Source organism: Pseudomonas soli (assembly GCF_021283165.2).
Classification (GTDB): Bacteria; Pseudomonadota; Gammaproteobacteria; order Pseudomonadales; family Pseudomonadaceae; genus Aquipseudomonas; species Aquipseudomonas soli.
Window position 1 is genome coordinate 3,739,016 of the sequence record NZ_CP128543.1, and the last position, 23,531, is coordinate 3,762,546.

Consider the following 23,531-nt stretch of genomic DNA (forward strand, 5'->3'; position numbering starts at 1 on the left):
TTGAGCAGTTATCCGCTATTGATGGCTGACCCAGTACACCGCGGTGACCACCACCAGCACGATCAGACAGAGGATCGCCCAGGCATCGACACTGCTGTCAGCTTTGCGGACCTTGGTAGAGTTTCCCATTGCATTGCCTCTTGTAGTGGTTATGGGAATGCACTTCACAAGCAGCAGTTAAGTCCAGCAATGCCCTTCGCTCAAGCAGGGTCTTTCAATACTCGACGGGTGACGTGAGAAACGGGTAGCGGAAATCTGCCGGTCGCCCTTCGGCACTGAAACGGTGGAAGTCGATACCATGGCCATCCTGCTCCAACAACTCGAGCCAGCGCCGCGCCTTGGCTGAGTCGATCAGTTGCAGAGCCGGCGCGCTGTGCTCGCGCTGGCCATCGCGGCCTACCGCCAGCCCTCGGGCGTCATCGTGCAGCATGACTATGGCCCAGCCACCCAAGGTGAAATGCCCACCCATGAGTACGCTCAAACGCCCGTCGATTCGCGCGCGCAGAGCCTCAGGCGAGCTATTGACCGCACTGAACAGGACATCGCGCCCGGGCACCTTGCCTAGTGCCTGGAACGCCTGCATGGCACCGAATGCCATCTGGTCGTTGGCTGACCATACCAGGCGGGTGTCGGGGTACCGCTCGAGCAGCATCTGCGCTTGTTCGAAGGCACGCTGGCGGCTCCAGCCGCCGTACACCACCTGGCGCAGGCGCACCTGGGGGAACTCGGCCAGTGCCCGGCGCATGCCCTGCACGCGCAACTGCGAGGCCGGCGTGGTCTTGACCCCGGCGAATACCAGCAAGTCGACCGCCCCGGGTGCGGCAGGCAGTTGCGCCGCCAGCGCCTTGAGCATCTGGTAACCAGCCTCCTCGTCGTTGCTGACCAACGAGCCGAGCACTTCAGGATATTTGTCCGGCTGCGCCTGGACACTGTGCGCCTGGCTGTCGGTGAGGCCGTTGTTGACCAGGAACAGCTTGACTCCGGTGCCTCGCGACAAGCGGATGATCTCTGGGGCAACGTACAGCTCGTTGACCAGCACCAGGTAGTCCGGGCGCTGTGGTCCTTGCAGCACCTCACGGGCCTGAGTAAGGGCCAGGTCGGCGCGACGCTCGCTATATTGCACGCGCAAGGTCATGCCGAGGTCGCTGGCGGCGGCCTGCATGAAGCGTGAATAGTCAACCCAGAACGTTTCGTTGGAGTAGCCTGGATTGAGAAACACCACCGAAGCGGCCTGTGCGCTAGCTGCCAGCGGCAGGCTCAGGCACAGGCTCTGGCACAAGGCCTTGAGCATGCTGTTACATCCCTGCGGAGCAAACCCCGGATTATAGCCCCGTGATGTACCGCAGCGGACAAATGCCAGTCAGTCTCACTTAGTCCAAATAGTTCTTTTCATATGCTAAAACATCACTTTAGCGCATAAACCCACTCTGCTATCGTTTCCCCGCTCCGACCCGGAGTGCGCGGCCGTGCGCGCGATTAGCTGCATGCAGCCTGAGACAGGACTTATATGTACGTATACGACGAGTACGATCAGCGGATCATCGAGGACCGCGTCAAGCAGTTCCGTGATCAGACCCGCCGCTACCTGGCCGGTGAGCTGAGCGAAGAAGAATTCCGCCCTCTGCGCCTGCAGAACGGCCTGTATATCCAACGTTTCGCGCCGATGTTGCGAGTCGCCGTGCCCTATGGCCAGTTGAACGCACGCCAGGCCCGCATGCTGGCGAAAATCGCCCGCGACTACGACAAGGGCTACGCGCATATCAGCACCCGCCAGAACGTGCAATACAACTGGCCGGCGCTGGAAGACATCCCGGACATTCTCGCTGAGCTGGCCACCGTGCAGATGCACGCGATCCAGACTAGCGGCAACTGCCTGCGCAACGTCACCACCGACCAGTTCGCCGGTGTCGCCGCCGACGAGTTGGTCGACCCGCGCCCGTGGTGCGAAATCGTCCGCCAGTGGACCACCTTCCACCCGGAATTCGCCTACCTGCCGCGCAAGTTCAAGATCGCCGTCAATGGTTCGAGCGACGACCGCGCCGCCATCGAGGTGCACGACATCGGCCTGGAGCCGGTGCGTAACGCCGCGGGCGAGCTGGGCTTCCGCGTATTGGTCGGTGGCGGCCTGGGCCGTACCCCGGTGATCGGCGCGTTCATCAACGAGTTCCTGCCCTGGCAGGACCTGCTCAGCTACCTGGACGCGATCCTGCGCGTGTACAACCGTTACGGCCGTCGTGACAACAAGTACAAGGCGCGGATCAAGATCTTGGTCAAGGCCCTCACCCCGGAAGTGTTCGCCGAGAAGGTCGAGGCCGAGATGGTCCACCTGCGTGGCGGCAACACCACCCTGACCGAGGCCGAAGTACAGCGCGTCGCCCGCCACTTCGTCGACCCTGAGTACCTGGCCCTGGACAACACCGACTTCAGCGCGTTGGACGCCGAGCACCCGGGCTTTGCCCGCTGGCGCTCGCGCAACACCCGCGCGCACAAGAAGCCGGGCTATGTTGCCGTGACCCTGTCGCTCAAGCCCACCGGCGTCGCCCCGGGCGACCTGACCGACAAGCAGCTCGACGCGGTCGCCGACCTGGCCGAGCGCTACAGCTTCGGCTACCTGCGCACCTCCCACGAGCAGAACATCATCCTCGCCGACGTCGAGCAGCGTCAGCTGCACGCGTTGTGGCTGGAACTGCGCGAGCAAGGCTTCGCCACCCCGAACATCGGCCTGCTGACCGACATCATCTGCTGCCCGGGCGGTGACTTCTGCTCGCTGGCCAACGCCAAGTCGATCCCGATCGCCGAATCCATCCAGCGCCGCTTCGACGACCTGGACTACCTGTTCGACATCGGCGAGCTCGACCTGAATATCTCCGGCTGCATGAACGCCTGCGGCCACCACCACGTCGGCCACATTGGCATCCTTGGCGTGGACAAGAAGGGCGAGGAGTTCTATCAGGTCTCGCTGGGCGGCAACGCTGCCCGCGATGCGAGCCTGGGCAAGATCCTCGGCCCCTCCTTCGCCCAGGACGACATGGCCGACGTGATTGAAAAGTTGATCAATGTGTACGTCGAGCAACGCACTGAAGACGAACGCTTCATCGATACCTACCAGCGGATCGGCATCGATCCCTTCAAGGAGCGCGTCTATGCAGCGAATCATTAAGAACAACCAGATCGTCGACGAAACCTGGCACCTGCTGCCCAAGGACGTTTCGATCGACGAACTGACCAACTGCGACGACTACATCGTGCCGCTGCAGCTGTGGCGCGACCATCCGAGCCTGCTCAAGGCGCGCGACGGCGGCCTGGGCATCTGGCTGGACAGCGACGAAGAAGCCGAGGAAATCGGCGAGCACGTCGAGCACTTCCAGGTGATCGCCCTGAACTTCCCGGCCTTCACCGACGGGCGCAGCTACTCCAATGCGCGCCTGCTGCGTGACCGCTACAAGTTCAAGGGCGAGCTGCGCGCCATTGGCGACGTGCTGCGCGACCAGCTGTTCTACATGGCCCGCTGCGGTTTCGACGCGTTCGCCATCCGTGCCGACAAGGACCCGGAAGACGCGCTGCAGAGCCTGAAGGACTTCTCGGTGACCTACCAGGGCGCCACCGACGAACCGCTGCCGCTGTTCCGCCGCCGCTGATCGTCGCTTGCAGTACTCCCGGCCCGCCTTCTGGCGGGCCGATTCGTTTCTGCGCCGGCAAGACGACCATTCCGGATAGGCCGAGGAAAAATCCGAATGTTCACTCAGGTTTGCTGATGGCATGCCGATATCAAGGCATATCCTTTTCACTCCGCAAGGAAAGCGACGATGAGCCCAATCACCTCGGCACTGCGATTCACGCCGATCCAAACTCCACCCGCTCCCACGCAGAACCTGATCGTTCGCCAGCCCACGAGCGTCGCCAGCGCCCCAGGCACCCAGGTCATCCTGGGCCAGGACACCCGCGTTCCCGACAGTGAGACCTACACCTCGCGAGGCACGCTGGACAACGCGCAGCCCAGCTACACCTGGGAACAGGACGGGCTGGACAAGCTGAGCATGTACATGTTCAGCGCGGTCAAGTCGTCCTCCACCGCCGCCCGCTTCCAGGGCCTGGGCAGCGCCCTGGTGGAGCAGCTGGCGGCCAGCGGCGGCCAGCGCGTCTCCCAGTCAGCCCTGCAGGTCAACGAGACCGACACCACCCCGCTGAACCTGCAGCAGTCACGCCTGCGCGAGTTCGCCAGCAATACCGTCACCCTCAGCCTCACCACCGCCTCCGGCGCCACGGTGAAACTGGGTTTGTACAACGGTGAGCGGGGCCTGGCGGTCGACGCCGAAGTCCAGGGCGGCGAGCTCAACGCCAACGAGCTCAAGGGCTTGGCCGCCCTGGCCGACGGTTTCCAGTCGGCGATCAATGGTTTGACCCGGCAACCGCCGAGCCTGCAGCTCGGCTCGCTGGTCAAGCTCGATCCGAACCTGTTCAGCGGCCTGCAAATGAATGCCAAGCTGGACTTGCCCAGTGGTGGGCAACAGACCTTCGACCTGCGCCTGGACGGCTCCACCCGCAGCCTGAAACTCGATGGCCCGAGTGGCCAGGTGCAGCTGGACCTCGACTCCCAGGGCGGCGCGCTGCTGGGCGGCAAGGCCCAGCGCCAGGCCGCCCTGGACAACTACCTGACCCAGTTCGACGAGGCGCAGAAGCGCGGCAAGGGCGATGCGCAACTGACCTCGCTGCTCAAGGATGCCTTCAGCCAACTGAACAGCATCGACGACAACAGCCCGCGCCCGGCGGGCCATAACGACGCGGTGAACACCTACAGCCGTGCGTTGCTCAGCGGCCTGGCCGACTTCAAGGCCTCGATCGTGCAACCGTCCAGCCGCCCGAACGCACGGCGCCTGGACGAGGAAGACCGCTTCGCCTACCAGGTGTCGCAATCGACCTCGACCAGTGGCCAAGGCACCACCATCGCCCGTCAGCAACGCCAGGAGGCCAAGCTGGATGCCGCCTGGCATTCGAGCCTGTCGTCCGCTGCCAAGCTCACCGAAGCGGATCCGTTCGACGAGAAGAACTACCGTTACCACACGCTCAGCGAAACGGCGAGCAGCACCACCGAATTGTCGTTCGTCGACAATGTGCTCAAGGAAGCCAAGGCCACCCAGGAGGCCACCAGCACCAAGCGCGTGCTCACCTACGAGGGTGGCAAGCTTGAGTCCGATGTCAGCACACCCGAGTCGGTGAGCCGCTCGCGCAACCTGCTGAACCTGCTCGACGATCTGTTCAAGACCGATGAGAAGGCCCGGCGCAACGGCAGCCAGTACGACCTCGACGCGCAACTGGCGGCCCATGCCGGGCTGTGGCAGTTGCAAACCGACCCGGCGAAGATCCACGACTGACCGAGGCGCCGCCGCGCAGACAAGCCCCCCCTGCAAGGACTGCAGAAGCGGGCTCGTCTGCACTCGGCCTTGGCGCTCAGCGTATCGGCACGTAGATATCCGTCTGCCATTGTTCCAGCGGCGTCTGCGGATAGATGCTCAGGTAGTGGAAGAACAGCGGATGATCGCGCAACTCCTCGCCACTGCCCGGTAGCCAATCACGATAGATCGGGTAGATCGTCTCGCCGATATGATCCGGCGAGCCGACATGCCGCACCACCGCGCAGCGCCCCGCAGGCAGGCTCGACTCCCGCACGCCCTGAACGTTCGGCACCACGGCCTCGTGGATTTCCCCGCAGATGGCAAAGCGGAAGTCTTCCGGCGCGGTAGTGTCCGGATGATTGTAGGGGATGCCGAAGCTGCGGCTGCTGGCCACGGGCGATTGCCCGCTGCTCATGCGCCAGTCGATAAACCGGCGCACGCTTTCGCTGACCTGGCTCGGCGGCCCCCGATGTTCGAGCGCGGCAAGGCGCACGGCGGCGAAATCGACGATTCGTACCTGCATGGTGATGCTCCTGGAAAAATGAGGAATGGCAAACACCGTATTCCATACCTGCCAGTCCGGCCGGCGGCGAAACGCGCTGGGCGCATGCCCAAAGGCCCGCCTGAACGCCCTGCTGAATGCCTCGGGGCTTTCGAACCCCGCCACCAGGGCCGCGTCCAGCACCGAGTGTTCGGGCTGGCCGAGCAACCGATGCGCGGCACGGCGCAGGCGCATCAGTTGCACATAACGGGCAACCGGGACACCCACATAGGCACTGAACTGACGGTGAAAATGAAACGCCGAAAAATGTGCCACAGCGCTCAAGGTTTCCACCGACAGGTCACCTTCAAGGTTGTCCTCGATATAGGCAAGCACGGTCTCGAACCGCTGCTGGTAAAGGGCATTGACTGACAAATCAGGTTGCTCCTGGAAATACGGCAGGCCACAGCTTCGTCGATCCTGCCATGACCCCGCCTAGCCGCACTTGCTCAATCACAACATTCTCAGGTAGTCCTGGCCTGGCCGCGATCACCAGCAAAGCCGGTGCTATCCAGCGTATCTGCCGCACGCGTGTACGCCATTATTGTCACGCTCTGATCACAACCCAACCCCGCATTCATGACTCCAGCTCAAAGGACCTTGTTTTGCCGAGGCCTTAATCAATCCCGCCGAACCGCGCACACTGCAAGCATTCACTCGACAGGAGCACATCCATGAGCATTCCATCCTTTGGCCTGGGTACCTTCCGCCTCACCGGCCAGGCCGTCATCGACTCGGTCAAGTCGGCGCTGGAGCTGGGCTACCGCGCCATCGACACCGCGCAGATCTACAAGAACGAGGCCGAGGTCGGCCAGGCCATCGCCGAAAGCGGCGTGCCGCGCGACGAATTGTTCATCACCACCAAGATCTGGGTCGACAACTACGCCGCCGACAAACTGATCCCCAGCTTGCGCGAGAGCCTGGCCAAGCTGCGCACCGAGCATGTCGACCTGCTGCTGATCCACTGGCCCGCACCAGGCAATGGCGTCGAGCTGCCCGAATACATGCAGGCCCTGGCCGAGGCCAAGCGCCAGGGCCTGACCCGCCAGATCGGCATCTCCAACTTCAACATCGAACTGACCCGCCAGGCCATCGCCGTGGTCGGCCAGGGCGAGATCGCCACCAACCAGATCGAGCTCAGCCCGTACCTGCAAAACCGCAAGCTCAGCGCCTTCCTCGCGGAACAAGGCATCACCACAACCTCCTACATGACCCTGGCCTATGGCAAGGTCCTGAAGGATCCGCTGCTGGCGCAAATCGCCGCCAAGCACAAGGCCACCGTGGCCCAGGTGGCCTTGGCCTGGGCATTGCAACTGGGCTACGCGGTGATCCCTTCATCGACCAAGCGCGAGAACCTGGCCAGCAACCTGCTCGCCCAGAGCCTGCGTCTGGACGCCGACGACATGGCGCGCATCGCCACCCTGGAGCGCGACGGCCGTGAAGTCAGCCCGGACGGCCTGGCGCCGGCCTGGGACTGATATCCTTCGGGCATGGAGGCCCACCTCCCTGATTTCAACCGCTTTTTCGGAGCTCCCAATGAGCACGCTTTCCCCCGGACGGGTGCTGTTCGCCCTGGCCATCGGCGCCTTCGGCATCGGCACCACCGAGTTCACCCCCATGGGCCTGCTGCCGGTGATCGCCGACGGCGTCGGCGCCAGCATTCCCAGCGCCGGCATGCTGATCACCGCCTATGCCATCGGCGTCATGGTCGGCGCGCCGATCATGACCTTGCTGTTCAGCCGCTTCGGCAAGCGTGCCGCGCTGATGATGCTGATGGGCATCTTCACCCTCGGCAACCTGCTGTCGGCGCTGTCGCCGGACTACTACACCCTGCTTGTCTCGCGCCTGATCACCAGCCTCAACCATGGCGCCTTCTTCGGCCTGGGCGCGGTGGTGGCCGCCAGCGTGGTGCCCCGGGACAAGCAGGCCAGCGCGGTGGCCACCATGTTCATGGGCCTGACCATCGCCAACATCGGCGGCGTGCCGGCCGCCACCTGGCTCGGCCAGCAGGTCGGCTGGCGCATGGCCTTTGCCGGCACCGCAGTGCTCGGCCTGCTGGCCATCGCCGCCCTGTGGTATGCGCTGCCCAAGGGCGAGCGCGGCAACGTGCCCCATGTGCGCAAGGAGCTGGCGGTAATCGCCCGTCCCAACGTGCTGCTGGCCATGGCCACCACCGTGCTCGGCGCAGGCGCCATGTTCACCCTGTACACCTATGTCGCGCCGGTGCTCGCCGAGCTGACCGGCGCCTCCGCCAGTTTCGTCACCCTCGGCCTGGTGCTGATTGGCGTCGGCTTCACCCTGGGCAACAGCCTGGGTGGCAAGCTGGCCGACTGGTCGCTGGACGGTGCCGCAAGGATCTTCCTCGGCGCACTGGCGGCGATCATGCTGCTGATGCCGCTGGTACTGGGCAGCCATGTCGGCGCGGCGCTCGCGCTGCTGGTCTGGGGGGTATTCACCTTCGCCGTGGTTCCGCCGCTGCAGATGCGGGTGATGATCGCCGCGGCCGAAGCGCCGGGGCTGGCGTCGTCGATCAATGTCGGCGCGTTCAACCTGGGCAATGCCGTGGGCGCGGCTCTGGGTGGCGCGGTGATCAGCCTGGACCTGGGTTACGCGGCGGTGCCGATGGCCGGTGGCCTGCTGGCGGCGACCGGGTTGCTGCTGGTGTGGCTGGGCGGGCGTGGCAAGGCCACCGACGAGGCCTTGGGCAAGCCGGCCTGAGACAGCCGAAACAAATTAGAACGCCGCCATCCCCAAGGGATGGCGGCGTTCTAGCGTTGCAACCGCAGGCGGTCAGGCCGGGGCCGAAGTGCGGATCAAGTGATCGAAGGCGGCCAGCGAAGCCTTGGCGCCCTCGCCCACGGCGATGACGATCTGCTTGTATGGCACCGTGGTCACGTCACCGGCGGCGAACACACCCGGGATGCTGGTCTGGCCCTTGGCGTCGACGATGATCTCGCCGCGCGGCGACAGCTCCACGGTGCCCTTGAGCCAGTCGGTGTTGGGCAGCAAGCCGATCTGCACGAAGATGCCTTCCAGCGCCAGGTCATGCAGCGCCTCGGTGCTGCGGTCCTTGTAGCGCAGGCCGGTGACCTTTTCACCCTCGCCGACCACTTCGGTGGTCAGCGCGCTGGTGATCACCTTGACGTTCGGCAGGCTGTGCAGCTTGCGCTGCAACACGGCGTCGGCACGCAGCTGGCTGTCGAACTCGATCAGGGTCACCTGGGCAACGACACCGGCCAGGTCGATGGCCGCTTCCACACCGGAGTTGCCGCCACCGATCACCGCCACGCGCTTGCCCTTGAACAGCGGGCCGTCGCAGTGCGGGCAGTAGGCCACGCCGCGAGCGCGGTATTGCTGCTCGCCCGGCACGTTCATCTCACGCCAGCGGGCACCGGTAGCCAGGATCACGGTCTTGGCCTTGAGCGAGGCGCCGCCGGCCAGGCGTACTTCGTGCAGGCCGCCGTCGGTGGCCGGGATCAACGCTTCGCCGCGCTGCAGGTTCATGATGTCGACGTCGTACTGCTTGACGTGCTCTTCCAGGGCCGTGGCCAGCTTCGGCCCTTCGGTCTCTTGCACCGAGATGAAGTTCTCGATGGCCAGGGTGTCGAGCACCTGGCCGCCGAAACGCTCGGCCGCAACACCGGTACGGATGCCTTTGCGCGCGGCGTAGATCGCTGCGGCGGCACCGGCCGGGCCACCGCCGACCACCAGTACGTCGAAGGCGTCCTTGGCATTGATCTTCTCGGCCTGGCGGGCGCCGGCATTGGTGTCGATCTTGCCGAGAATCTCTTCCAGCCCCATGCGACCCTGGCCGAACACTTCGCCGTTCAGGTAGATGCTCGGCACGGCCATGACCTTGCGGGCTTCAACTTCATCCTGGAACAACGCGCCGTCGATGGCGACGTGGCGCACATTGGGGTTGAGCACCGCCATCAGGTTCAGCGCCTGGACCACGTCCGGGCAGTTCTGGCACGACAGCGAGAAGTAGGTCTCGAAGGTGAACTCGCCTTCCAGCGCCTGGATCTGCTCGATCACTTCGGCACTGGCCTTGGAGGGATGGCCACCGACTTGCAGCAGCGCCAGCACCAGGGAAGTGAATTCGTGGCCCATGGGGATGCCGGCGAAGCGCAGGCTGATATCAGACCCCGGGCGGTTCAGCGAGAACGAAGGGCGACGGGTGTCGGCGCCGTCCGCGCTGAAGGTAATCAGGTTCGACAGGCCGGCGATTTCCACCAGCAGGTCGTGCAATTCGCGGGACTTCGCGCCGTCGTCGAGGGAGGCAACGATCTCGATCGGCTGGGTGACCCGCTCCAGGTAGGTTTTCAGTTGCGATTTAAGCGTGGCGTCCAACATACGGGCGATTCCTTTTTCAAAACTCAGATACAAAAACGCCCAGGCGAGGTCGCCCGGGCGTTTTTACGGGGCGGTAACTGCTTCAGCTTTGGCGGCTGTCTACCGCCCGCGGGGTGTGCATCGACTTAGATCTTGCCGACCAGGTCCAGCGACGGTGCCAGAGTGGCTTCGCCTTCTTTCCACTTGGCCGGACAGACTTCGCCTGGGTGAGCGGCAACGTACTGGGCAGCTTTGACTTTACGCAGCAGCTCGGCAGCATCGCGGCCTACACCACCGTCGTTCAGTTCGACGATCTTGATCTGGCCTTCCGGGTTGATCACGAAGGTACCGCGATCGGCCAGGCCGGCTTCCTCGATCAGCACGTCGAAGTTGCGCGAGATGACGTGGGTCGGGTCACCGATCAGTGGGTACTTGATCTTGCCGATGGTGTCCGAAGTGTCGTGCCAGGCTTTGTGGGTGAAGTGGGTGTCGGTGGACACGCCGTAGATTTCCACGCCCAGTTTCTGGAACTCGGCGTAGTTGTCGGCCAGGTCGCCCAGTTCGGTCGGGCAGACGAAAGTGAAGTCGGCCGGGTAGAAGAATACGACGGACCACTTGCCTTTCAGGTCGGCTTCGCTGACCTGGACGAACTCGCCGTTGTGGTAGGCGGTGGCGTTGAACGGTTTGACCTGGCTGTTGATGATAGGCATGAGAGACGCTCCTTCATGGATTGAATTTCAATGGGTTGAAATCAGTTGACGGAGAGAATCCTAACCGCTGGTCCCGTTAAAGGCTCATTGGCAAAGCTCATGCTTGCGATTGGTTTTGGCTATAAGGCGGGATTATTAATAGAAGGGATTGGGCTGAGCAAAGGATTGCGCGGGGTCAAAAGCATCGCGGGGCAAGCCCGCTCCCACGCCCGGCGGTACCTGGCGTAAGAGCGGGCTTGCCCCGCGATAAGGCGTATCAGCGAGTGACGGTACGCATGGACACGAATTCTTCGGCGGCGGTCGGGTGCACGCCGATGGTTTCGTCGAACTGCTGCTTGGTCGCCCCGGCTTTCAGGGCGATACCCAGCCCCTGGATGATTTCACCGGCATCCGGGCCGACCATGTGGCAACCCAGGACCTTGTCAGTCTCGGCGTCGACCACCAGCTTCATCAGGGTCTTCTCCTGGATGTCGGTGAGGGTCAGCTTCATCGCCCGGAAGCGGCTCTCGAAGATCTGCACCTTGTGCCCGGCGGCCAGCGCCTGCTCCTCGGTCAGGCCCACGGTGCCGATCGGCGGCTGGCTGAACACCGCGGTCGGGATGTTCTGGTAATCGACAGGACGGTACTGCTCAGGCTTGAACAGACGACGGGCCACGGCCATGCCTTCGGCCAGGGCCACCGGCGTCAGTTGCACCCGGCCGATCACATCGCCGATGGCCAGTATCGAAGGCTCGGTGGTCTGGAACTGCTCATCGACTCGGATGAAACCACGCGGATCCAGCTCCACCCCGGTGTTTTCCAGGCCCAGGTTGTCCAGCATCGGCCGCCGACCGGTGGCGTAGAAGATGCAATCGGCCACCAGCTCGCGACCATCATTGAGGGTGGCCTTGAGGCTGCCGTCATCGAGTTTGTCGATGCGCTGGATATCGGCGTTGAACTGAAGGTCCATGCCGCGCTTTTCCAGTTCTTCCTTCAGGTGCGTGCGCACCGAACCGTCGAAACCGCGCAGGAACAGGTCGCCGCGATACAGCAACGTGGTAGCGGCGCCCAGGCCCTGGAAGATGCCGGCGAACTCCACGGCGATATAGCCACCACCCACTACCAGCACGCGACGTGGCAATGCCTTAAGGTAGAAGGCTTCGTTGGAGGTGATCGCCAGTTCCTTGCCGGGGATGTCGGGCATCTGTGGCCAGCCACCGGTGGCGATCAGGATGGTGGCCGCCGTGTAGCGCTGGCCCTCGACCTCCACTTCATTGGCGCCGGTGATCCGGGCATGTCCCTGCAGCAGGGTGACGCCACTGTTGACCAGCAAGTTGCGATAGATGCCGTTGAGGCGCTCGATCTCGCGGTTCTTGTTGGCGATCAGCGTACCCCAGTCGAAATGGCCCTCCTCGAGGGTCCAACCGAAGCCCGCGGCCTGTTCCAGCTCGTCGGCCACATGGGCGCCGTACACCAGCAGTTTCTTCGGCACGCAGCCGACGTTGACGCAGGTGCCCCCCAGGTAACGGCTCTCGGCCACCGCCACCCTGGCACCGAAGCCCGCGGCGAATCGCGCCGCGCGCACACCGCCGGAACCGGCGCCAATCACGAACAGATCAAAATCGTAGGCCATGCATTCAGTCTCCTAGGCAGGCGCCCAGCATAGCGCCGTTACCTGCCACAGACAAAAAAGCCACCCCGAAGGGTGGCTCCTGGACCTGCCGGGCGAACTCAGTACGCCTTGCCGGTCTTGTAGTAGTTCTCGAAGCAGAAGTTGGTCGCGTCGATGTAACCCTCGGCGCCACCGCAGTCGAAACGCTTGCCCTTGAACTTGTAGGCGATCACGCAGCCATCCTTGGCCTGCTGCAGCAGGGCGTCGGTGATCTGGATCTCGCCGCCCTTGCCAGGCTCGGTATTGGCGATGATGTCGAAGATGTCCGGGGTCAGGATGTAGCGACCGATGATCGCCAGGTTCGACGGCGCGTCTTCGGGCTTGGGCTTCTCGACCATGTTGGTCACGCGGTAGATGTCGTCACGGATCATTTCGCCGGCGATCACACCGTACTTGTTGGTTTCCTGCGGGTCGACTTCCTGAATGGCAACGATCGAGCAGCGGTACTGCTTGAACAGCTTGACCATCTGGGTCAATACGCCGTCACCCTCCGGGTTGACGCACAGGTCGTCAGCCAGCACCACGGCGAACGGCTCGTCGCCGATCAGCGGGCGGCCAGTCAGGATCGCGTGGCCCAGACCTTTCATTTCGGTCTGGCGGGTGTAGGAGAACGAGCACTCGTCGAGCAGGCGACGGATGCCGACCAGGTACTTCTCCTTGTCGGTGCCCTTGATCTGGTTTTCCAGCTCGTAGCTGATGTCGAAGTGGTCTTCCAGGGCGCGCTTGCCACGGCCGGTGACGATGGAGATCTCGCTGAGGCCAGCGTCCAGCGCTTCTTCAACGCCATACTGGATCAGTGGCTTGTTGACCACCGGCAGCATTTCCTTGGGCATGGCTTTGGTAGCGGGCAGGAAGCGGGTGCCGTAACCGGCTGCCGGGAACAAGCATTTCTTGATCATATACGTCCTTAACAAGGGCTTTGCGTACGAAATTCGGCGCAGTCTAATCAGGCGGCGGTCACCTTACAATGCCCCCCGCGCTGGCCGATGCCATCATAGAGATATTCCAGTGTAGATAGTTCCGGACGGCCGTGAATTTTAAGCGCCTGGCGGCGTCATGGCGGGGCAAGCCCGCCCCCACGATCATCCCTTGCCGGGCGTGGGGGCGGGCTTGCCCCGCGAGGGTTTCGGCTCAACCGCCGATCCCCTGCCCGATCAACACGCCATCGACTTTCTGCCCATAGAGGTTAACCCCGTCATTGGCATGGAACTTCAGCCGGGTCTTCTCGATAGAGCCCTCGACCAGGCGCGGATCCTGCGGCCGCTCATGGCGATTGATCCAGGCTGCCACGTCCCAGGCCTGCTGGTCGCTCAGGCTACCGGGCTTGCCCAATGGCATGTTGTACTTGATGAACGACGCCGCCGTATTGATCCGGTGCATGCCAGCCCCCCAGTTGTACGAGTCCTTGCCCCACAACGGCGGCATCACGTAGTCCCCGGCCACCTTCTGCCCTTCGCCGTTACCGCCGTGGCAGATCGCGCATTGTTGGTCATACACCTGCTCGCCGCGCTTGAAGTCGTAGCCATCCTTGGGCTTCGGCACTTCCGGGTAGCCGCGACCGGCGATCTCCACCCCCGTCGGCGCCTGGGTCGACAGCCAGTAGGCATAGACGCTCAACGCGGTCATCTGCGGGCTGTCGGCCGCCGGCGGCTTGCCGTTCATGCTGAAGCTGAAACAGCCCTGGATGCGTTCGGCGAAGGTGTTGACCTTGTCGTTTTTCTTGCGGTACGCCGGATACATCGGATAGGCGCCCCAAAGCGGCGCGGAATGGAACAGGCGGCCCTGGTCGAGGTGGCAGTTGCTGCAGTTCAGGCCATTGCCGACGGCTTCGGGCATCAGCCTGCGGGTATCGACGAACAGCGCATGCCCTTCACGGACCATCTTGCCAAAGGCGTTGTCCGGAATGGCGCTTTCCGCGGGCGGTACGAATTGCGGGGCCGCCTGCACGCCCGGCACCTTGAGCTGGGACTGGTCTTCCATGGCGATAGGGGTGGCCTGGGCAGCGCCCATGGCCAACAGCAACAGGCTTGGCATAAGGGTTTTCATGGCTTGGCCTCCTGGCTCGCCGGCTGTGCGAAGTAGTCGGCAACCGCCTTGACCTCGGCATCGGTCATCGCTTTGGCGACATCCACCATCAGCTGGTTGGGGTCGTTGCTGCGGCTGCCATCGCGCCAGGCGTTGAGCTGTGCCACCAGGTAGCCGGCCGGCTGCCCGGCCAACGGCGGGAAGTGCTCGCCGACACCGCTGCCACCCGGGCCATGGCACTGCACGCAACCGGGAATCTTGCGGCTCCAGTCGCCATAGAGGGCCAGGCGAGCCACCGGATTGGTGGCAATCTGCTGACGCCGCGTGTCAGGTGCGGGATCGGCTGGCAGCTTGGCCAGGTAGGCGCTGATCGCTTCGATTTCCGCATCGTCCAGGGCCTTGGCCAGTGGTTCCATCACCGCCTGCTTGCGGCTGCCACTGCGAAAGTCCTGCAATTGCTTGCTCAGATAACCGGCAGGCAAGCCGGCCAAGCGGGGAAAGCCGGCGGCGGCGATGCCTTTGCCGTCCGGGCCATGGCAGCCGAGGCAAGCCATGGCGGCGGGATTCTGCCCGCCCTGGTTGAAGATTTTCTGGCCGTCGGCAGCGTGCGCCGAGGGCCAGGCCAAGATCAGCAAGCTGCCGATCACGACATGGCTCAGGGGTTTCATCACGGAGGCTCCATTTCCTTGTTATAAGCTTAGGCTCAAACGATATAAGCCCAGAAATACTAGGCCTATTCCCCGGCCTGCGACAACGTGCCGCCGGGAAGGAAAGTGGCAATACGCCAGCTAATTGCCGATTAACTGAGCTGGATCAAGAACCTGATATGCATTGAGTTGCGGCAGTGCGCACGTCGCCCAGGCGCAGCGGGAAGTTGTTCAACCGCTCGTAGACCTTGATCGCGCTGCCGCTGCCGCGCTTGTCGATATCGAGCAGCGCCGCCGGGCCCACGCCAGCCGTCAGCTTCTGCGGTACGGTCAGGCGCAGGTTTTCCCCGCGCACCTCCTCCTGCAACGGATCGCGCGTTTCAGCCAGCTTGCGCTTCACGCAGTCGGCGTATTCACGTGGCGTCTTGCCAGAGATCACGTCCAAGGTGGCGTGGGACTGCTCGAGTTCCGTCACGCTGACACAGCCTCCCAATGCCAGCACCGCTGCCGCTATTACCCATTTCATGCACATACTCTCCAACTTCAAAGTCATCCTCTGACCACGTCCAGGCGTTTTTGCTCCCACGTCTGGCGGAAATCTCCTTGGCTTGGTCAGCCCGGGCGCAAGTGTAACCTCACATCGTGATATCTTTCGCGTTTGCAGAAACAATCCTTGCGGAGCGCCCCATGAAATTCGTACACCAGCGCGAACACCTGAACGAGGACGATATCGTCGTCATCGAGTGTTCCCAGCGCTGCAACATCCGCCTGATGAACGACGCCAACTTCCGCAGCTTCAAGAATGGCGGCCGGCATACCTACCACGGCGGCCACTTCGAGAAATTCCCGGCGAAGATCACCGTTCCCAGCACCGGTTTCTGGAACATCACCATCGACACCGTGACCACCCGCCCGATCTCCGTGACGCGCAAGCCAAGCCTGACCCACAAGATCAAGATCATTCGTCGCTCGTCGTCGAAACTCGGATGAGGCCAGCATGACCCAGACCATCAAGTACGTGATCAAGTACAAGCTCGACGGCGAACGCCGCTGGGATTTCGCCCTGATGCCCGACGCCTCCCTGGAGCAGGCGCAGGAAGCCCTGCGCAAGATCCATGGCGACGACGCTGACAAGATCAGCGACATCCAGGTCAGCAAGGCCCTGTAGCTACTCTGGATCCCACCGCACTCAAGGAGTCGCCCATGAGCACCTGGCAAGACCGCCGCATCCTCGATTTGCTTGGCATCGAGCTGCCCATCCTCCAGGCGCCCATGGCCGGCGCCACCGGCTCAGCCATGGCCATCGCCGTCGGTAATGCCGGGGGCCTGGGCGCCCTGCCCTGCGCCATGCTCTCCAGCGAGCAGTTGCGCGGCGAAATCGACACCTTCCGTGCCGCCTGCCAGGGTCCGCTCAACCTGAACTTCTTCTGCCATCAACCGCCGGCGCCAGACCCCGAGCAAGACGCTCGCTGGAAACAGGCGCTAAAGCCCTTCTACGATGAAGTCGGCGCGGACTTCGAGGCGCCGACGCCGGTGTCCAATCGCGCGCCCTTTGACGAACAAAGCTGCAAGCTGGTGGAGGAACTGCGCCCGGAAGTGGTCAGCTTCCACTTCGGCCTGCCAGCGCCGGCGCTGCTGCAGCGGGTCAAGGCGGCAGGCGCCAGGGTGCTGTCCAGCGCCACCACGGTGGAGGAAGCGATCTGGCTGGAACAGCATGGCTGCGACGCGATCATCGCCATGGGCTATGAGGCCGGCGGCCATCGCGGCATGTTCCTCAGCAACGACATCACCAGCCAGATCGGCACCTTCGCCCTGGTGCCGCAGATCGTCGATGCGGTGAGCCTGCCGGTGATCGCGGCAGGCGGCGTGGCCGATCACCGCGGCCTGCTCGCCGCCCTGGCCCTGGGCGCCTCGGCCGTGCAGATCGGCACCGCCTACCTGTTCTGCCCCGAGGCCAAGGTGTCACCTGCACACCGCCGCGCCCTGGACAACGCCCCCGCCAGCGATACCGCGCTGACCAACCTGTTCACCGGCCGCCCGGCCCGCGGCATCAACAACCGCCTCATGCGCGAGCTGGGCCCGATGAGCGCCCTCGCCCCGCGTTTCCCGTTGGCCGGCGGCGCGCTGATGCCGCTGCGCGCGATCACCGACCCGCAAGGCAACAGTGATTTCAGCAACCTGTGGTCCGGGCAGGCATTGCGCCTGGGAAGGCATATGGGTGCAGAGTCACTGACCCGCGAAATTGCAGGCGAGGCCCTCAAGCGGATTGTCAGGTGAACGCGCCACGTTGATAGAGAGGCCCTTGCCGCAATAAACCGGCGTGCGGCGGTATACTCGCCAGCTTTCGAACCTCGCCCGGGAAACCGCCATGCAGCAAGTCCTGCTCATCGTCGATGTGCAATCCACCTTCAGCCCTTCCGAGAAACTGGTGGACGGCATCCGCGTGTTGTCCGCGCACATCCCCACGATCGCTTCGGTCGAACTGCACGACGAGCAGGTCACACCTTTCCAGCGCCAGCTCGGTTGGCACCCGGCCAGCGAGGACGTGGCCCTGGTCGAGGCGGACAAGGTGTTCATCAAGCATGGCTACGGCCAGAGCGCCGAGACACTCGACTACATCAAAAGCCTCGGCGTCGAGCGTGTGTTGGTCTGCGGGCTGCAGACCGAGACCTGCGTGCTGGCCGCAGGCTTCGCCCTGTTCGATGCGGGGCTTACCCCGACACTGGTCACCGACCTGACCATGGGTTCCTCGCTGGACCGCTCCGGGCAGTTGGGCATCGACCTGTGGAAGCACCATTTCGGTCATGTCACCACCGCCGCCGAGGTGCTGGCCGGGCTGCACGATCAGCGAGATGTTCCAAGCCCCTCGAATACGCAGTGATCGGTGCGCAGCCAGCCCGGCCTGGTTTTCGCCCGTTATCCGCCGCGCAAGCTCGCGCCTGCCGTCTCAGGCGGCCATGGAATCAAGGGCACTCGCAGGTCGAAGGCCCGAACACGGGTCCCGCGCAAGGGTCTGTGCCCGGGCCGAACACCGGGCACGACGCCTGGGCCGTCACGGAAAAGCCCCACAGCAGCAGTACAGCCAACATGACTTTCTTCATGGGTAACCTCCTGGTCAATGATTGATGCTTCCCTGCACTTTCACTGTGATCAGCGCTCGCACACGCAGGTCGTCGGGCCCAGCACCGGGCCGGCACAAGGGTCCTCCCAGGGTCCCAGTACCGCGCAGTCGGCCTGCGCCGTCATCGAGCACATCCACAGCAGTATCGCGCCAGCCAGCATTTTCCTGTTCATCCAACCCTCCTTGGGCCTATCCCTGACGATCTTTTCCCAACGGGCGGCAACCGCTCGCCGGGCCCGCAACAGCTAAGACCAACCCTGTGGATTGCGCCACTGTGGTGCATCGTCGCGGTTGGAGTTGGAAAGTGACCAGGATAAGCCCGGGTCGTGCAGCAGCTGCTCCAGCCCCGGTGCAAGCCGCTGTCCCAAAAAGAAAGGGCCGCTTAGGCGGCCCTTGGCATCCAAGACATGATCAACTGCTCAACCCGGCCGCTCTCGCCCGTGCGGCGTGCAGCTTTTTGTAGCTCTCGACCAGACGCAGGTGACGGTCAAGCCCTTCGAGCCCCATGCTGGTGGGGGTCAAGCCATGGAAACGCACGCTGCCATCCACCGAGCCCAGCACCGCGTCCATCCGCTCATTGCCGAACATGCGGCGCAAGTTGGCCTCGTAGTCGGCCATCTCCAGCTCATCGTCCAGCACCACCTCCAGCACCACGTTCAGCGCCTGGTAGAACAGCCCGCGCTCGACGGTGTTGTCGTTGAACTGCAGGAACATCTCGACCAGCTCCTTGGCGTCCTCGAAGCGCTGCAGTACCAGGTGAATCAGCAGTTTCAGCTCGAGGATGGTCAGCTGGCCCCACACCGTGTTGTCGTCGAACTCGACGCCGATCAGCGTGGTGATGGTGGTGTAGTCGTCCACCTCGGCATTGTCCAGACGCTTGAGCAGCAGCTTCAGCGAGCGGTTGTCCAGCTTGTGCAGGTTGAGGATGTCGGCACGGAAACCCAGCGCCCGGTTGGTGTTGTCCCAGATCAGGTCCTCGACCGGGTAGATCTCCGAATAACCCGGCACCAGGATGCGGCAGGCGGTGGCGCCAAGGTCGTCGTACACGGCCATGTACACCTCCTTGCCCAGGTCCTCGAGAATGCCGAACAGCGTCTGCGCCTCCTGCTGGTTGGAGTCCTCGCCGTGGCCCGAGAAGTCCCACTCGACGAACTCGAAGTCGGCCTTGGCGCTGAAGAAGCGCCACGACACCACGCCGCTGGAGTCGATGAAGTGCTCGACGAAGTTGTTCGGTTCAGTTAGCGCGAGGCTGTCAAAGGTCGGCTGCGGCAGATCGTTCAGGCCCTCGAAACTGCGCCCCTGGAGCAGCTCGGTCAGGCTGCGTTCCAGCGCCACCTCGAAGCTCGGATGGGCACCGAACGAAGCGAACACGCCGCCGGTGCGCGGATTCATCAGGGTCACGCACATCACCGGGAACTCACCGCCCAGCGACGCGTCCTTGACCAGCACCGGGAAGCCCTGCTCCTCCAGCCCCTGGATGCCGGCGACGATGCCCGGGTACTTGGCCAGTACCTCCTGCGGCACGTCCGGCAGGCACAGCTCGCCTTCGAGGATCTCGCGCTTGACCGCCCGCTCGAAGATCTCCGACAGGCACTGCACCTGCGCCTCGGCCAGGGTGTTGCCGGCGCTCATGCCGTTGCTCAGGTACAGGTTCTCGATCAGGTTGGACGGGAAGTACACCGTCTGGCCGTCCGACTGGCGCACGAACGGCAGCGAGCAGATACCGCGCTCCTTGTTGCCCGAGTTGGTGTCGTACAGGTGCGAGCCGCGCAGCTCGCCGTCGGGGTTGAAGACCTGCAGGCAGTAATCATCGAGGATCTCGGCCGGCAGCGCGTCCTTGGGCCCAGGCTTGAACCACTGCTCGTTGGGGTAATGCACGAACGCGGCGTTGGCGATGTCCTCGCCCCAGAACTGGTCGTTGTAGAAGAAGTTGCAGTTCAAGCGCTCGATGAACTCACCCAGCGCCGAGGCCAGCGCCGCTTCCTTGGTGGCGCCCTTGCCGTTGGTGAAGCACATCGGCGACTGCGCGTCGCGCACGTGCAGCGACCAGACGTTGGGCACGATGTTGCGCCACGAGGCGATCTCGATCTTCATCCCCAGCTCCGCCAGCAGGGCAGACATGTTGGCGATGGTCTGCTCCAGCGGCAGGTCCTTGCCCGGGATGTAGGTGGTGGTGTCCGACACCGGCATCAGCAATGCCTGGGCATCGGCGTCGAGGTTGTCGACCTGCTCGATGATGAACTCGGGGCCGGTCTGCACCACTTTCTTCACGGTGCAACGGTCGATGGAGCGCAGGATGCCCTGGCGGTCCTTCTCGGATATGTCCTCGGGCAGCTCGACCTGGATCTTGAAGATCTGGTTGTAGCGGTTCTCGGGGTCGACGATGTTGTTCTGCGACAGGCGGATATTCTCGGTCGGAATGTCGCGGGTCTGGCAGTACAGCTTGACGAAGTACGCCGCGCACAGGGCCGACGAGGCCAGGAAGTAGTCGAACGGCCCCGGGGCCGAGCCGTCACCCTTGTAGCGGATCGGCTGGTCGGCGATCACCGTGAAGTCGTCGAACTTGGCTTCGAGACGGAGGTTGTCGAGAAAATTGACCTTGATTTCCATGCGAGGGGGTACCAGGAAGCGGGCGAAAATGGCGGGTATTATCCGGGATTCGTCGGCGAATGTCTTGGCATACCGCCTGACGAGCCGCAACGGGGCGCGCGAGGATCTTTCATGGCTTCGCCAGCCCCTACTCCGCCCGGAAGCTCCAGACGATCTCGACCACCCGCGAAGCCAGCACCAGGTAAAGCAAACACAGGATCACCTGCAATGCCGTGTGGTAAGGCAGCTTGGCCAGCCGGTGCAAGGTATCGCTGACGTTCAGCAGCAACAGCAGCGCCGACACCAGGATCAGCCCCCAGCCAGTGAAACTCGACACCCACAAGCCCAGCAGGATCTGCTGGTCACCGTGAATCGCCTCGGTGCCTGCGGCGAACAGCAGCGCGCACACCAGCAGGTTCTTCAAGTTGTCGAACACTTTGGCGCTGAGGTCGGCGTCGAGCAGTGCCAGGTACTTTTGCCAGAGTCTGCGCATGGGCCTCTCCCACGGGATACAGGTGATGTGCGCAAGTCTAGAAGTGATTGGCCAAGTGCACGCTACCCGTGACGCTCGCAAAAGCCGGCCAGGCTCACTACCCTTGGCCAACACACGACTGACAGGGATAGCGAGAGTGCCATGCCCCATCACCAACAGCTGCACCAGGCGGGCTATGCCCTGCTCCGCCAGGCGATCCCGACACAATGGCTGGACGAGCTGCGTCGGCTATTCGAGGCTGGGGTGAAACCCTCGGAGGACTGGCCGGTGCCCCGCGCCAGGGACTGGCGTCATGCGCAACTGGATGGCGCAGCAGCGGTCCAGGCCGTTTGCCGCTTGCCGCAGGTGCTGGCAGCGGTTGGCGCGTTGATCGGCGAAAGGTTCTTCCTCTACCAGGTCGAGGGGCGCGCCCCCGTTGCCGGGGGTGGCCATCAACGCCTGCACCGTGACCTGTCGGCGCAGCGCCCGGGCGACACGGTGGGGGTGATGGTCTACCTGGACGATTACGGCCCGGACAACGGAGCCACCCGTATCGTCCCCTGCAGCCATCGCCCCGCCCCGGACGCGCCACCTTTCGACTTCAGTGACGAATCACGCAGCGTCCAGCTTTCCGGGCGAGCGGGCGACGCCCTGGTGTTCGATGTCGACCTGGTACATGCCGGCAGCTTGAATGCCAGCGGTGCACCGCGCCGCGCGCTGCTGATCGGTTATGCCGCCGACCCGCTGTATGCCGTGTTCGAGGAAACCGCGCATCTGCGTGGCGTCCAAATGGACACACAGCAACGCTTCGAACCCTCGGACTACCCGTTCACGACGCCATGACCTGGCGCTTGGCGTTCTTCTTGACGATAGCCTTCATACGCGCCGCCGCGCGCTGCACGGTCGCCATCTTCTCCGGGCGCTTCATGCCGCGCCATTTACGGATCTCGTCCCGGGTCCGGCCACAGCTGACGCACAGCTCGCTGTTGAGCTGGCATAGCGAGATGCACGGATTATCGATGTCTTTGGCCATGGGGCACTCCGCTGACGGGCGCGTATCATACCGGCTTTGGCCAAGGGGTGCAGGCCAGGGCCTTTGCAGGTGATCCACCCACCGCGCGTACATGCCCCTTCGCCTGCCTGACCGCTATACAATACCGGCCCACCGCCTGAACGGAATCAAGCCATGCCCGCTGCCCTGAAACGCCCTACCCCTGCGCCACTGCTTGCGCCAGGAGAAACCGTCTTGCTGTTCGACGGTGTGTGCAAGCTGTGTAATGGCTGGGCGAAATTCGTGATCCGCCATGATCGCCATCAACGCATCCGCCTGGCCACGGTGCAGTCAGCGCAAGGCCAGGCGCTGCTCGCCTGGGCGGGCCTGCCGCTAGCGGCGTTCGACACCATGGCGGTGATCCGTGACCAGAACTGCTGGGTGCGCTCCGCGGCGTTTTTCGAAATCACCCGACAACTGCCCGGCGCCTGGCCGCTGCTGCGGGTACTGCGCATCTGCCCGCAGGGACTACGGGACTGGCTGTACGATCGTGTGGCACTCAATCGCTATCGCCTGTTCGGCAAGCACGACCAATGCCTGCTGCCGAGCCCGGACCACCAGCGACGCTTTCTCCAGGGCCAGCCATGAACCGCCTGCGCCAGGTGCACTGGCTGGCGCGCGCCAGCCTGGCGTTCATCTTCGCCTACCACGGGCTGGTGCCCAAGCTGCTGTTGCTCAGCCCCGGTGAGCAGTTGTTGTTGCAGGCTCACGGACTGGGGCACGCAGCCTGGCTGTCACAAATTGCCGGCGTAGCTGAACTGGTACTCGCCGCACTGCTGCTGATGCCGAGCCTGGCCTGGCCGTTGCTGGTCGCCGCGGGCGTGCTGCTTGGGCTGCTGGTGGATGTGGCGGTGATGCAGCCGTCGATGCTGGTGGACGCCTTCAATCCGGTCTCGCTGAACGTGGCGGGCGTGACACTGTGCGCCGTGGCGTGGGCCTCAAGGCAAGGCCATACCTCTGACAGCTGAACCAAGCGCGCTGCGCAGCAGTCGGAACTGC

At 63.7% G+C, this 23,531-nt stretch carries 26 protein-coding genes; 12 read left to right on the plus strand and 14 right to left on the minus strand.

The genetic code is table 11. From position 1 onward, the window contains the following. Positions 1-214: 214 nt before the first annotated feature. A complete protein-coding gene (locus LU688_RS17260; protein ID WP_094011401.1) occupies positions 215-1,291 on the minus strand; it encodes an ABC transporter substrate-binding protein in 1,077 nt (358 codons plus the stop codon). A 216-nt stretch (positions 1,292-1,507) separates the two neighbouring features. On the opposite strand from LU688_RS17260, the gene LU688_RS17265 reads away from it, so the two are divergent. From LU688_RS17265 to LU688_RS17275, 3 genes are all read left to right on the plus strand, one after another. Beyond that, positions 1,508-3,160: a nitrite/sulfite reductase gene (locus tag LU688_RS17265; RefSeq protein WP_023629995.1), complete on the plus strand. Its 1,653-nt coding sequence runs from the start codon at positions 1,508-1,510 to the stop codon at positions 3,158-3,160. Then, on the plus strand, positions 3,144-3,638 hold the full coding sequence (locus LU688_RS17270) for a DUF934 domain-containing protein (protein ID WP_023629994.1): 495 nt from the start codon (positions 3,144-3,146) through the stop codon (positions 3,636-3,638). The genes LU688_RS17265 and LU688_RS17270 overlap by 17 nt, the downstream gene beginning before the upstream one ends. Before the next feature lie 168 nt (positions 3,639-3,806). Then, positions 3,807-5,372 (plus strand): hypothetical protein, encoded by a 1,566-nt coding sequence (locus tag LU688_RS17275; protein ID WP_094011400.1) that lies wholly within the window; start codon positions 3,807-3,809, stop codon positions 5,370-5,372. Positions 5,373-5,448: 76 nt separating this feature from the next. On the opposite strand, the gene LU688_RS17280 is transcribed toward LU688_RS17275, so the two are convergent. After that, complete coding sequence (locus tag LU688_RS17280; RefSeq protein WP_232888059.1) at positions 5,449-6,309, minus strand: AraC family transcriptional regulator; 861 nt, start codon at positions 6,307-6,309, stop codon at positions 5,449-5,451. Between the two features lie 299 nt (positions 6,310-6,608). Between LU688_RS17280 and dkgB the strand changes: the two genes are divergently transcribed. Further along, positions 6,609-7,412, plus strand: coding sequence for a 2,5-didehydrogluconate reductase DkgB (gene dkgB / locus LU688_RS17285; protein ID WP_094011398.1), 804 nt, complete (start codon positions 6,609-6,611; stop codon positions 7,410-7,412). 58 nt (positions 7,413-7,470) lie between these two features. Continuing rightward, positions 7,471-8,652, plus strand: coding sequence for an MFS transporter (locus tag LU688_RS17290; protein ID WP_094011397.1), 1,182 nt, complete (start codon positions 7,471-7,473; stop codon positions 8,650-8,652). A 72-nt stretch (positions 8,653-8,724) separates the two neighbouring features. Here the strand turns inward: LU688_RS17290 and ahpF are convergent, their stop codons facing one another. The 7 genes from ahpF to LU688_RS17325 all read right to left on the minus strand — a co-directional run bounded on the left by ahpF (position 8,725) and on the right by LU688_RS17325 (position 15,825). Beyond that, complete coding sequence (ahpF, locus tag LU688_RS17295; protein WP_094011396.1) at positions 8,725-10,287, minus strand: alkyl hydroperoxide reductase subunit F; 1,563 nt, start codon at positions 10,285-10,287, stop codon at positions 8,725-8,727. Between the two features lie 125 nt (positions 10,288-10,412). Next, positions 10,413-10,976 carry an alkyl hydroperoxide reductase subunit C gene (gene ahpC / locus LU688_RS17300; RefSeq protein ID WP_023631141.1) on the minus strand — a complete coding sequence of 188 codons (564 nt, stop codon included), beginning with the start codon at positions 10,974-10,976 and terminating at the stop codon, positions 10,413-10,415. 256 nt (positions 10,977-11,232) lie between these two features. After that, positions 11,233-12,588, minus strand: coding sequence for a glutathione-disulfide reductase (gene gorA, locus LU688_RS17305; RefSeq protein ID WP_232888058.1), 1,356 nt, complete (start codon positions 12,586-12,588; stop codon positions 11,233-11,235). A gap of 98 nt (positions 12,589-12,686) precedes the next feature. After that, positions 12,687-13,526 carry a UTP--glucose-1-phosphate uridylyltransferase GalU gene (gene galU / locus LU688_RS17310; RefSeq protein WP_023631140.1) on the minus strand — a complete coding sequence of 280 codons (840 nt, stop codon included), beginning with the start codon at positions 13,524-13,526 and terminating at the stop codon, positions 12,687-12,689. Positions 13,527-13,758: 232 nt separating this feature from the next. Beyond that, positions 13,759-14,673 (minus strand): c-type cytochrome, encoded by a 915-nt coding sequence (locus tag LU688_RS17315; RefSeq protein ID WP_104445171.1) that lies wholly within the window; start codon positions 14,671-14,673, stop codon positions 13,759-13,761. Further along, entirely contained in the window at positions 14,670-15,320 is a 651-nt protein-coding gene (locus LU688_RS17320) for a c-type cytochrome (RefSeq protein ID WP_094011393.1), read from the minus strand. Before LU688_RS17320 ends, LU688_RS17315 begins: the two co-directional genes overlap by 4 nt. A gap of 145 nt (positions 15,321-15,465) precedes the next feature. Beyond that, on the minus strand, positions 15,466-15,825 hold the full coding sequence (locus LU688_RS17325) for a hypothetical protein (RefSeq protein WP_094011392.1): 360 nt from the start codon (positions 15,823-15,825) through the stop codon (positions 15,466-15,468). A 161-nt stretch (positions 15,826-15,986) separates the two neighbouring features. On the opposite strand from LU688_RS17325, the gene LU688_RS17330 reads away from it, so the two are divergent. The 4 genes from LU688_RS17330 (at position 15,987) to LU688_RS17345 (ending at position 18,180) form a co-directional block, all read left to right on the plus strand. Then, positions 15,987-16,289, plus strand: coding sequence for a DUF1883 domain-containing protein (locus tag LU688_RS17330; protein WP_023631136.1), 303 nt, complete (start codon positions 15,987-15,989; stop codon positions 16,287-16,289). Positions 16,290-16,296: 7 nt separating this feature from the next. Next, positions 16,297-16,467 (plus strand): hypothetical protein, encoded by a 171-nt coding sequence (locus LU688_RS17335; RefSeq protein ID WP_094011390.1) that lies wholly within the window; start codon positions 16,297-16,299, stop codon positions 16,465-16,467. Positions 16,468-16,502: 35 nt separating this feature from the next. Further along, positions 16,503-17,576 (plus strand): NAD(P)H-dependent flavin oxidoreductase, encoded by a 1,074-nt coding sequence (locus tag LU688_RS17340; protein WP_094011389.1) that lies wholly within the window; start codon positions 16,503-16,505, stop codon positions 17,574-17,576. 91 nt (positions 17,577-17,667) lie between these two features. Beyond that, positions 17,668-18,180: an isochorismatase family protein gene (locus tag LU688_RS17345; protein ID WP_094011388.1), complete on the plus strand. Its 513-nt coding sequence runs from the start codon at positions 17,668-17,670 to the stop codon at positions 18,178-18,180. An 82-nt stretch (positions 18,181-18,262) separates the two neighbouring features. Here the strand turns inward: LU688_RS17345 and LU688_RS17350 are convergent, their stop codons facing one another. The 4 genes from LU688_RS17350 to LU688_RS17365 form a co-directional block, all read right to left on the minus strand. Further along, positions 18,263-18,400, minus strand: coding sequence for a PA0050 family protein (locus tag LU688_RS17350; RefSeq protein WP_023630031.1), 138 nt, complete (start codon positions 18,398-18,400; stop codon positions 18,263-18,265). A 49-nt stretch (positions 18,401-18,449) separates the two neighbouring features. Next, the gene (locus tag LU688_RS17355) at positions 18,450-18,593 is read right to left on the minus strand and encodes a PA0050 family protein (protein WP_023630030.1); all 144 of its coding nucleotides are present in this window, start codon (positions 18,591-18,593) and stop codon (positions 18,450-18,452) included. Between the two features lie 238 nt (positions 18,594-18,831). Further along, entirely contained in the window at positions 18,832-21,030 is a 2,199-nt protein-coding gene (locus LU688_RS17360; RefSeq protein ID WP_023630029.1) for an OsmC domain/YcaO domain-containing protein, read from the minus strand. Between the two features lie 127 nt (positions 21,031-21,157). Further along, positions 21,158-21,502, minus strand: coding sequence for a hypothetical protein (locus tag LU688_RS17365; protein ID WP_023630028.1), 345 nt, complete (start codon positions 21,500-21,502; stop codon positions 21,158-21,160). Positions 21,503-21,643: 141 nt separating this feature from the next. Here LU688_RS17365 and LU688_RS17370 point away from each other — a divergent pair, with 141 nt between their 5' ends. After that, positions 21,644-22,324, plus strand: coding sequence for a phytanoyl-CoA dioxygenase family protein (locus LU688_RS17370; RefSeq protein ID WP_094011387.1), 681 nt, complete (start codon positions 21,644-21,646; stop codon positions 22,322-22,324). Here LU688_RS17370 and LU688_RS17375 read toward each other — a convergent pair. Next, positions 22,311-22,514 (minus strand): DUF1289 domain-containing protein, encoded by a 204-nt coding sequence (locus tag LU688_RS17375; protein WP_023631435.1) that lies wholly within the window; start codon positions 22,512-22,514, stop codon positions 22,311-22,313. The two genes, LU688_RS17370 and LU688_RS17375, sit on opposite strands and share 14 nt — an antisense overlap. 153 nt (positions 22,515-22,667) lie before the next feature. Here LU688_RS17375 and LU688_RS17380 point away from each other — a divergent pair, with 153 nt between their 5' ends. After that, entirely contained in the window at positions 22,668-23,120 is a 453-nt protein-coding gene (locus tag LU688_RS17380; protein ID WP_094011386.1) for a thiol-disulfide oxidoreductase DCC family protein, read from the plus strand. Beyond that, entirely contained in the window at positions 23,117-23,500 is a 384-nt protein-coding gene (locus tag LU688_RS17385) for a DoxX-like family protein (RefSeq protein WP_094011385.1), read from the plus strand. The genes LU688_RS17380 and LU688_RS17385 overlap by 4 nt, the downstream gene beginning before the upstream one ends. Positions 23,501-23,531 lie beyond the last annotated feature (31 nt).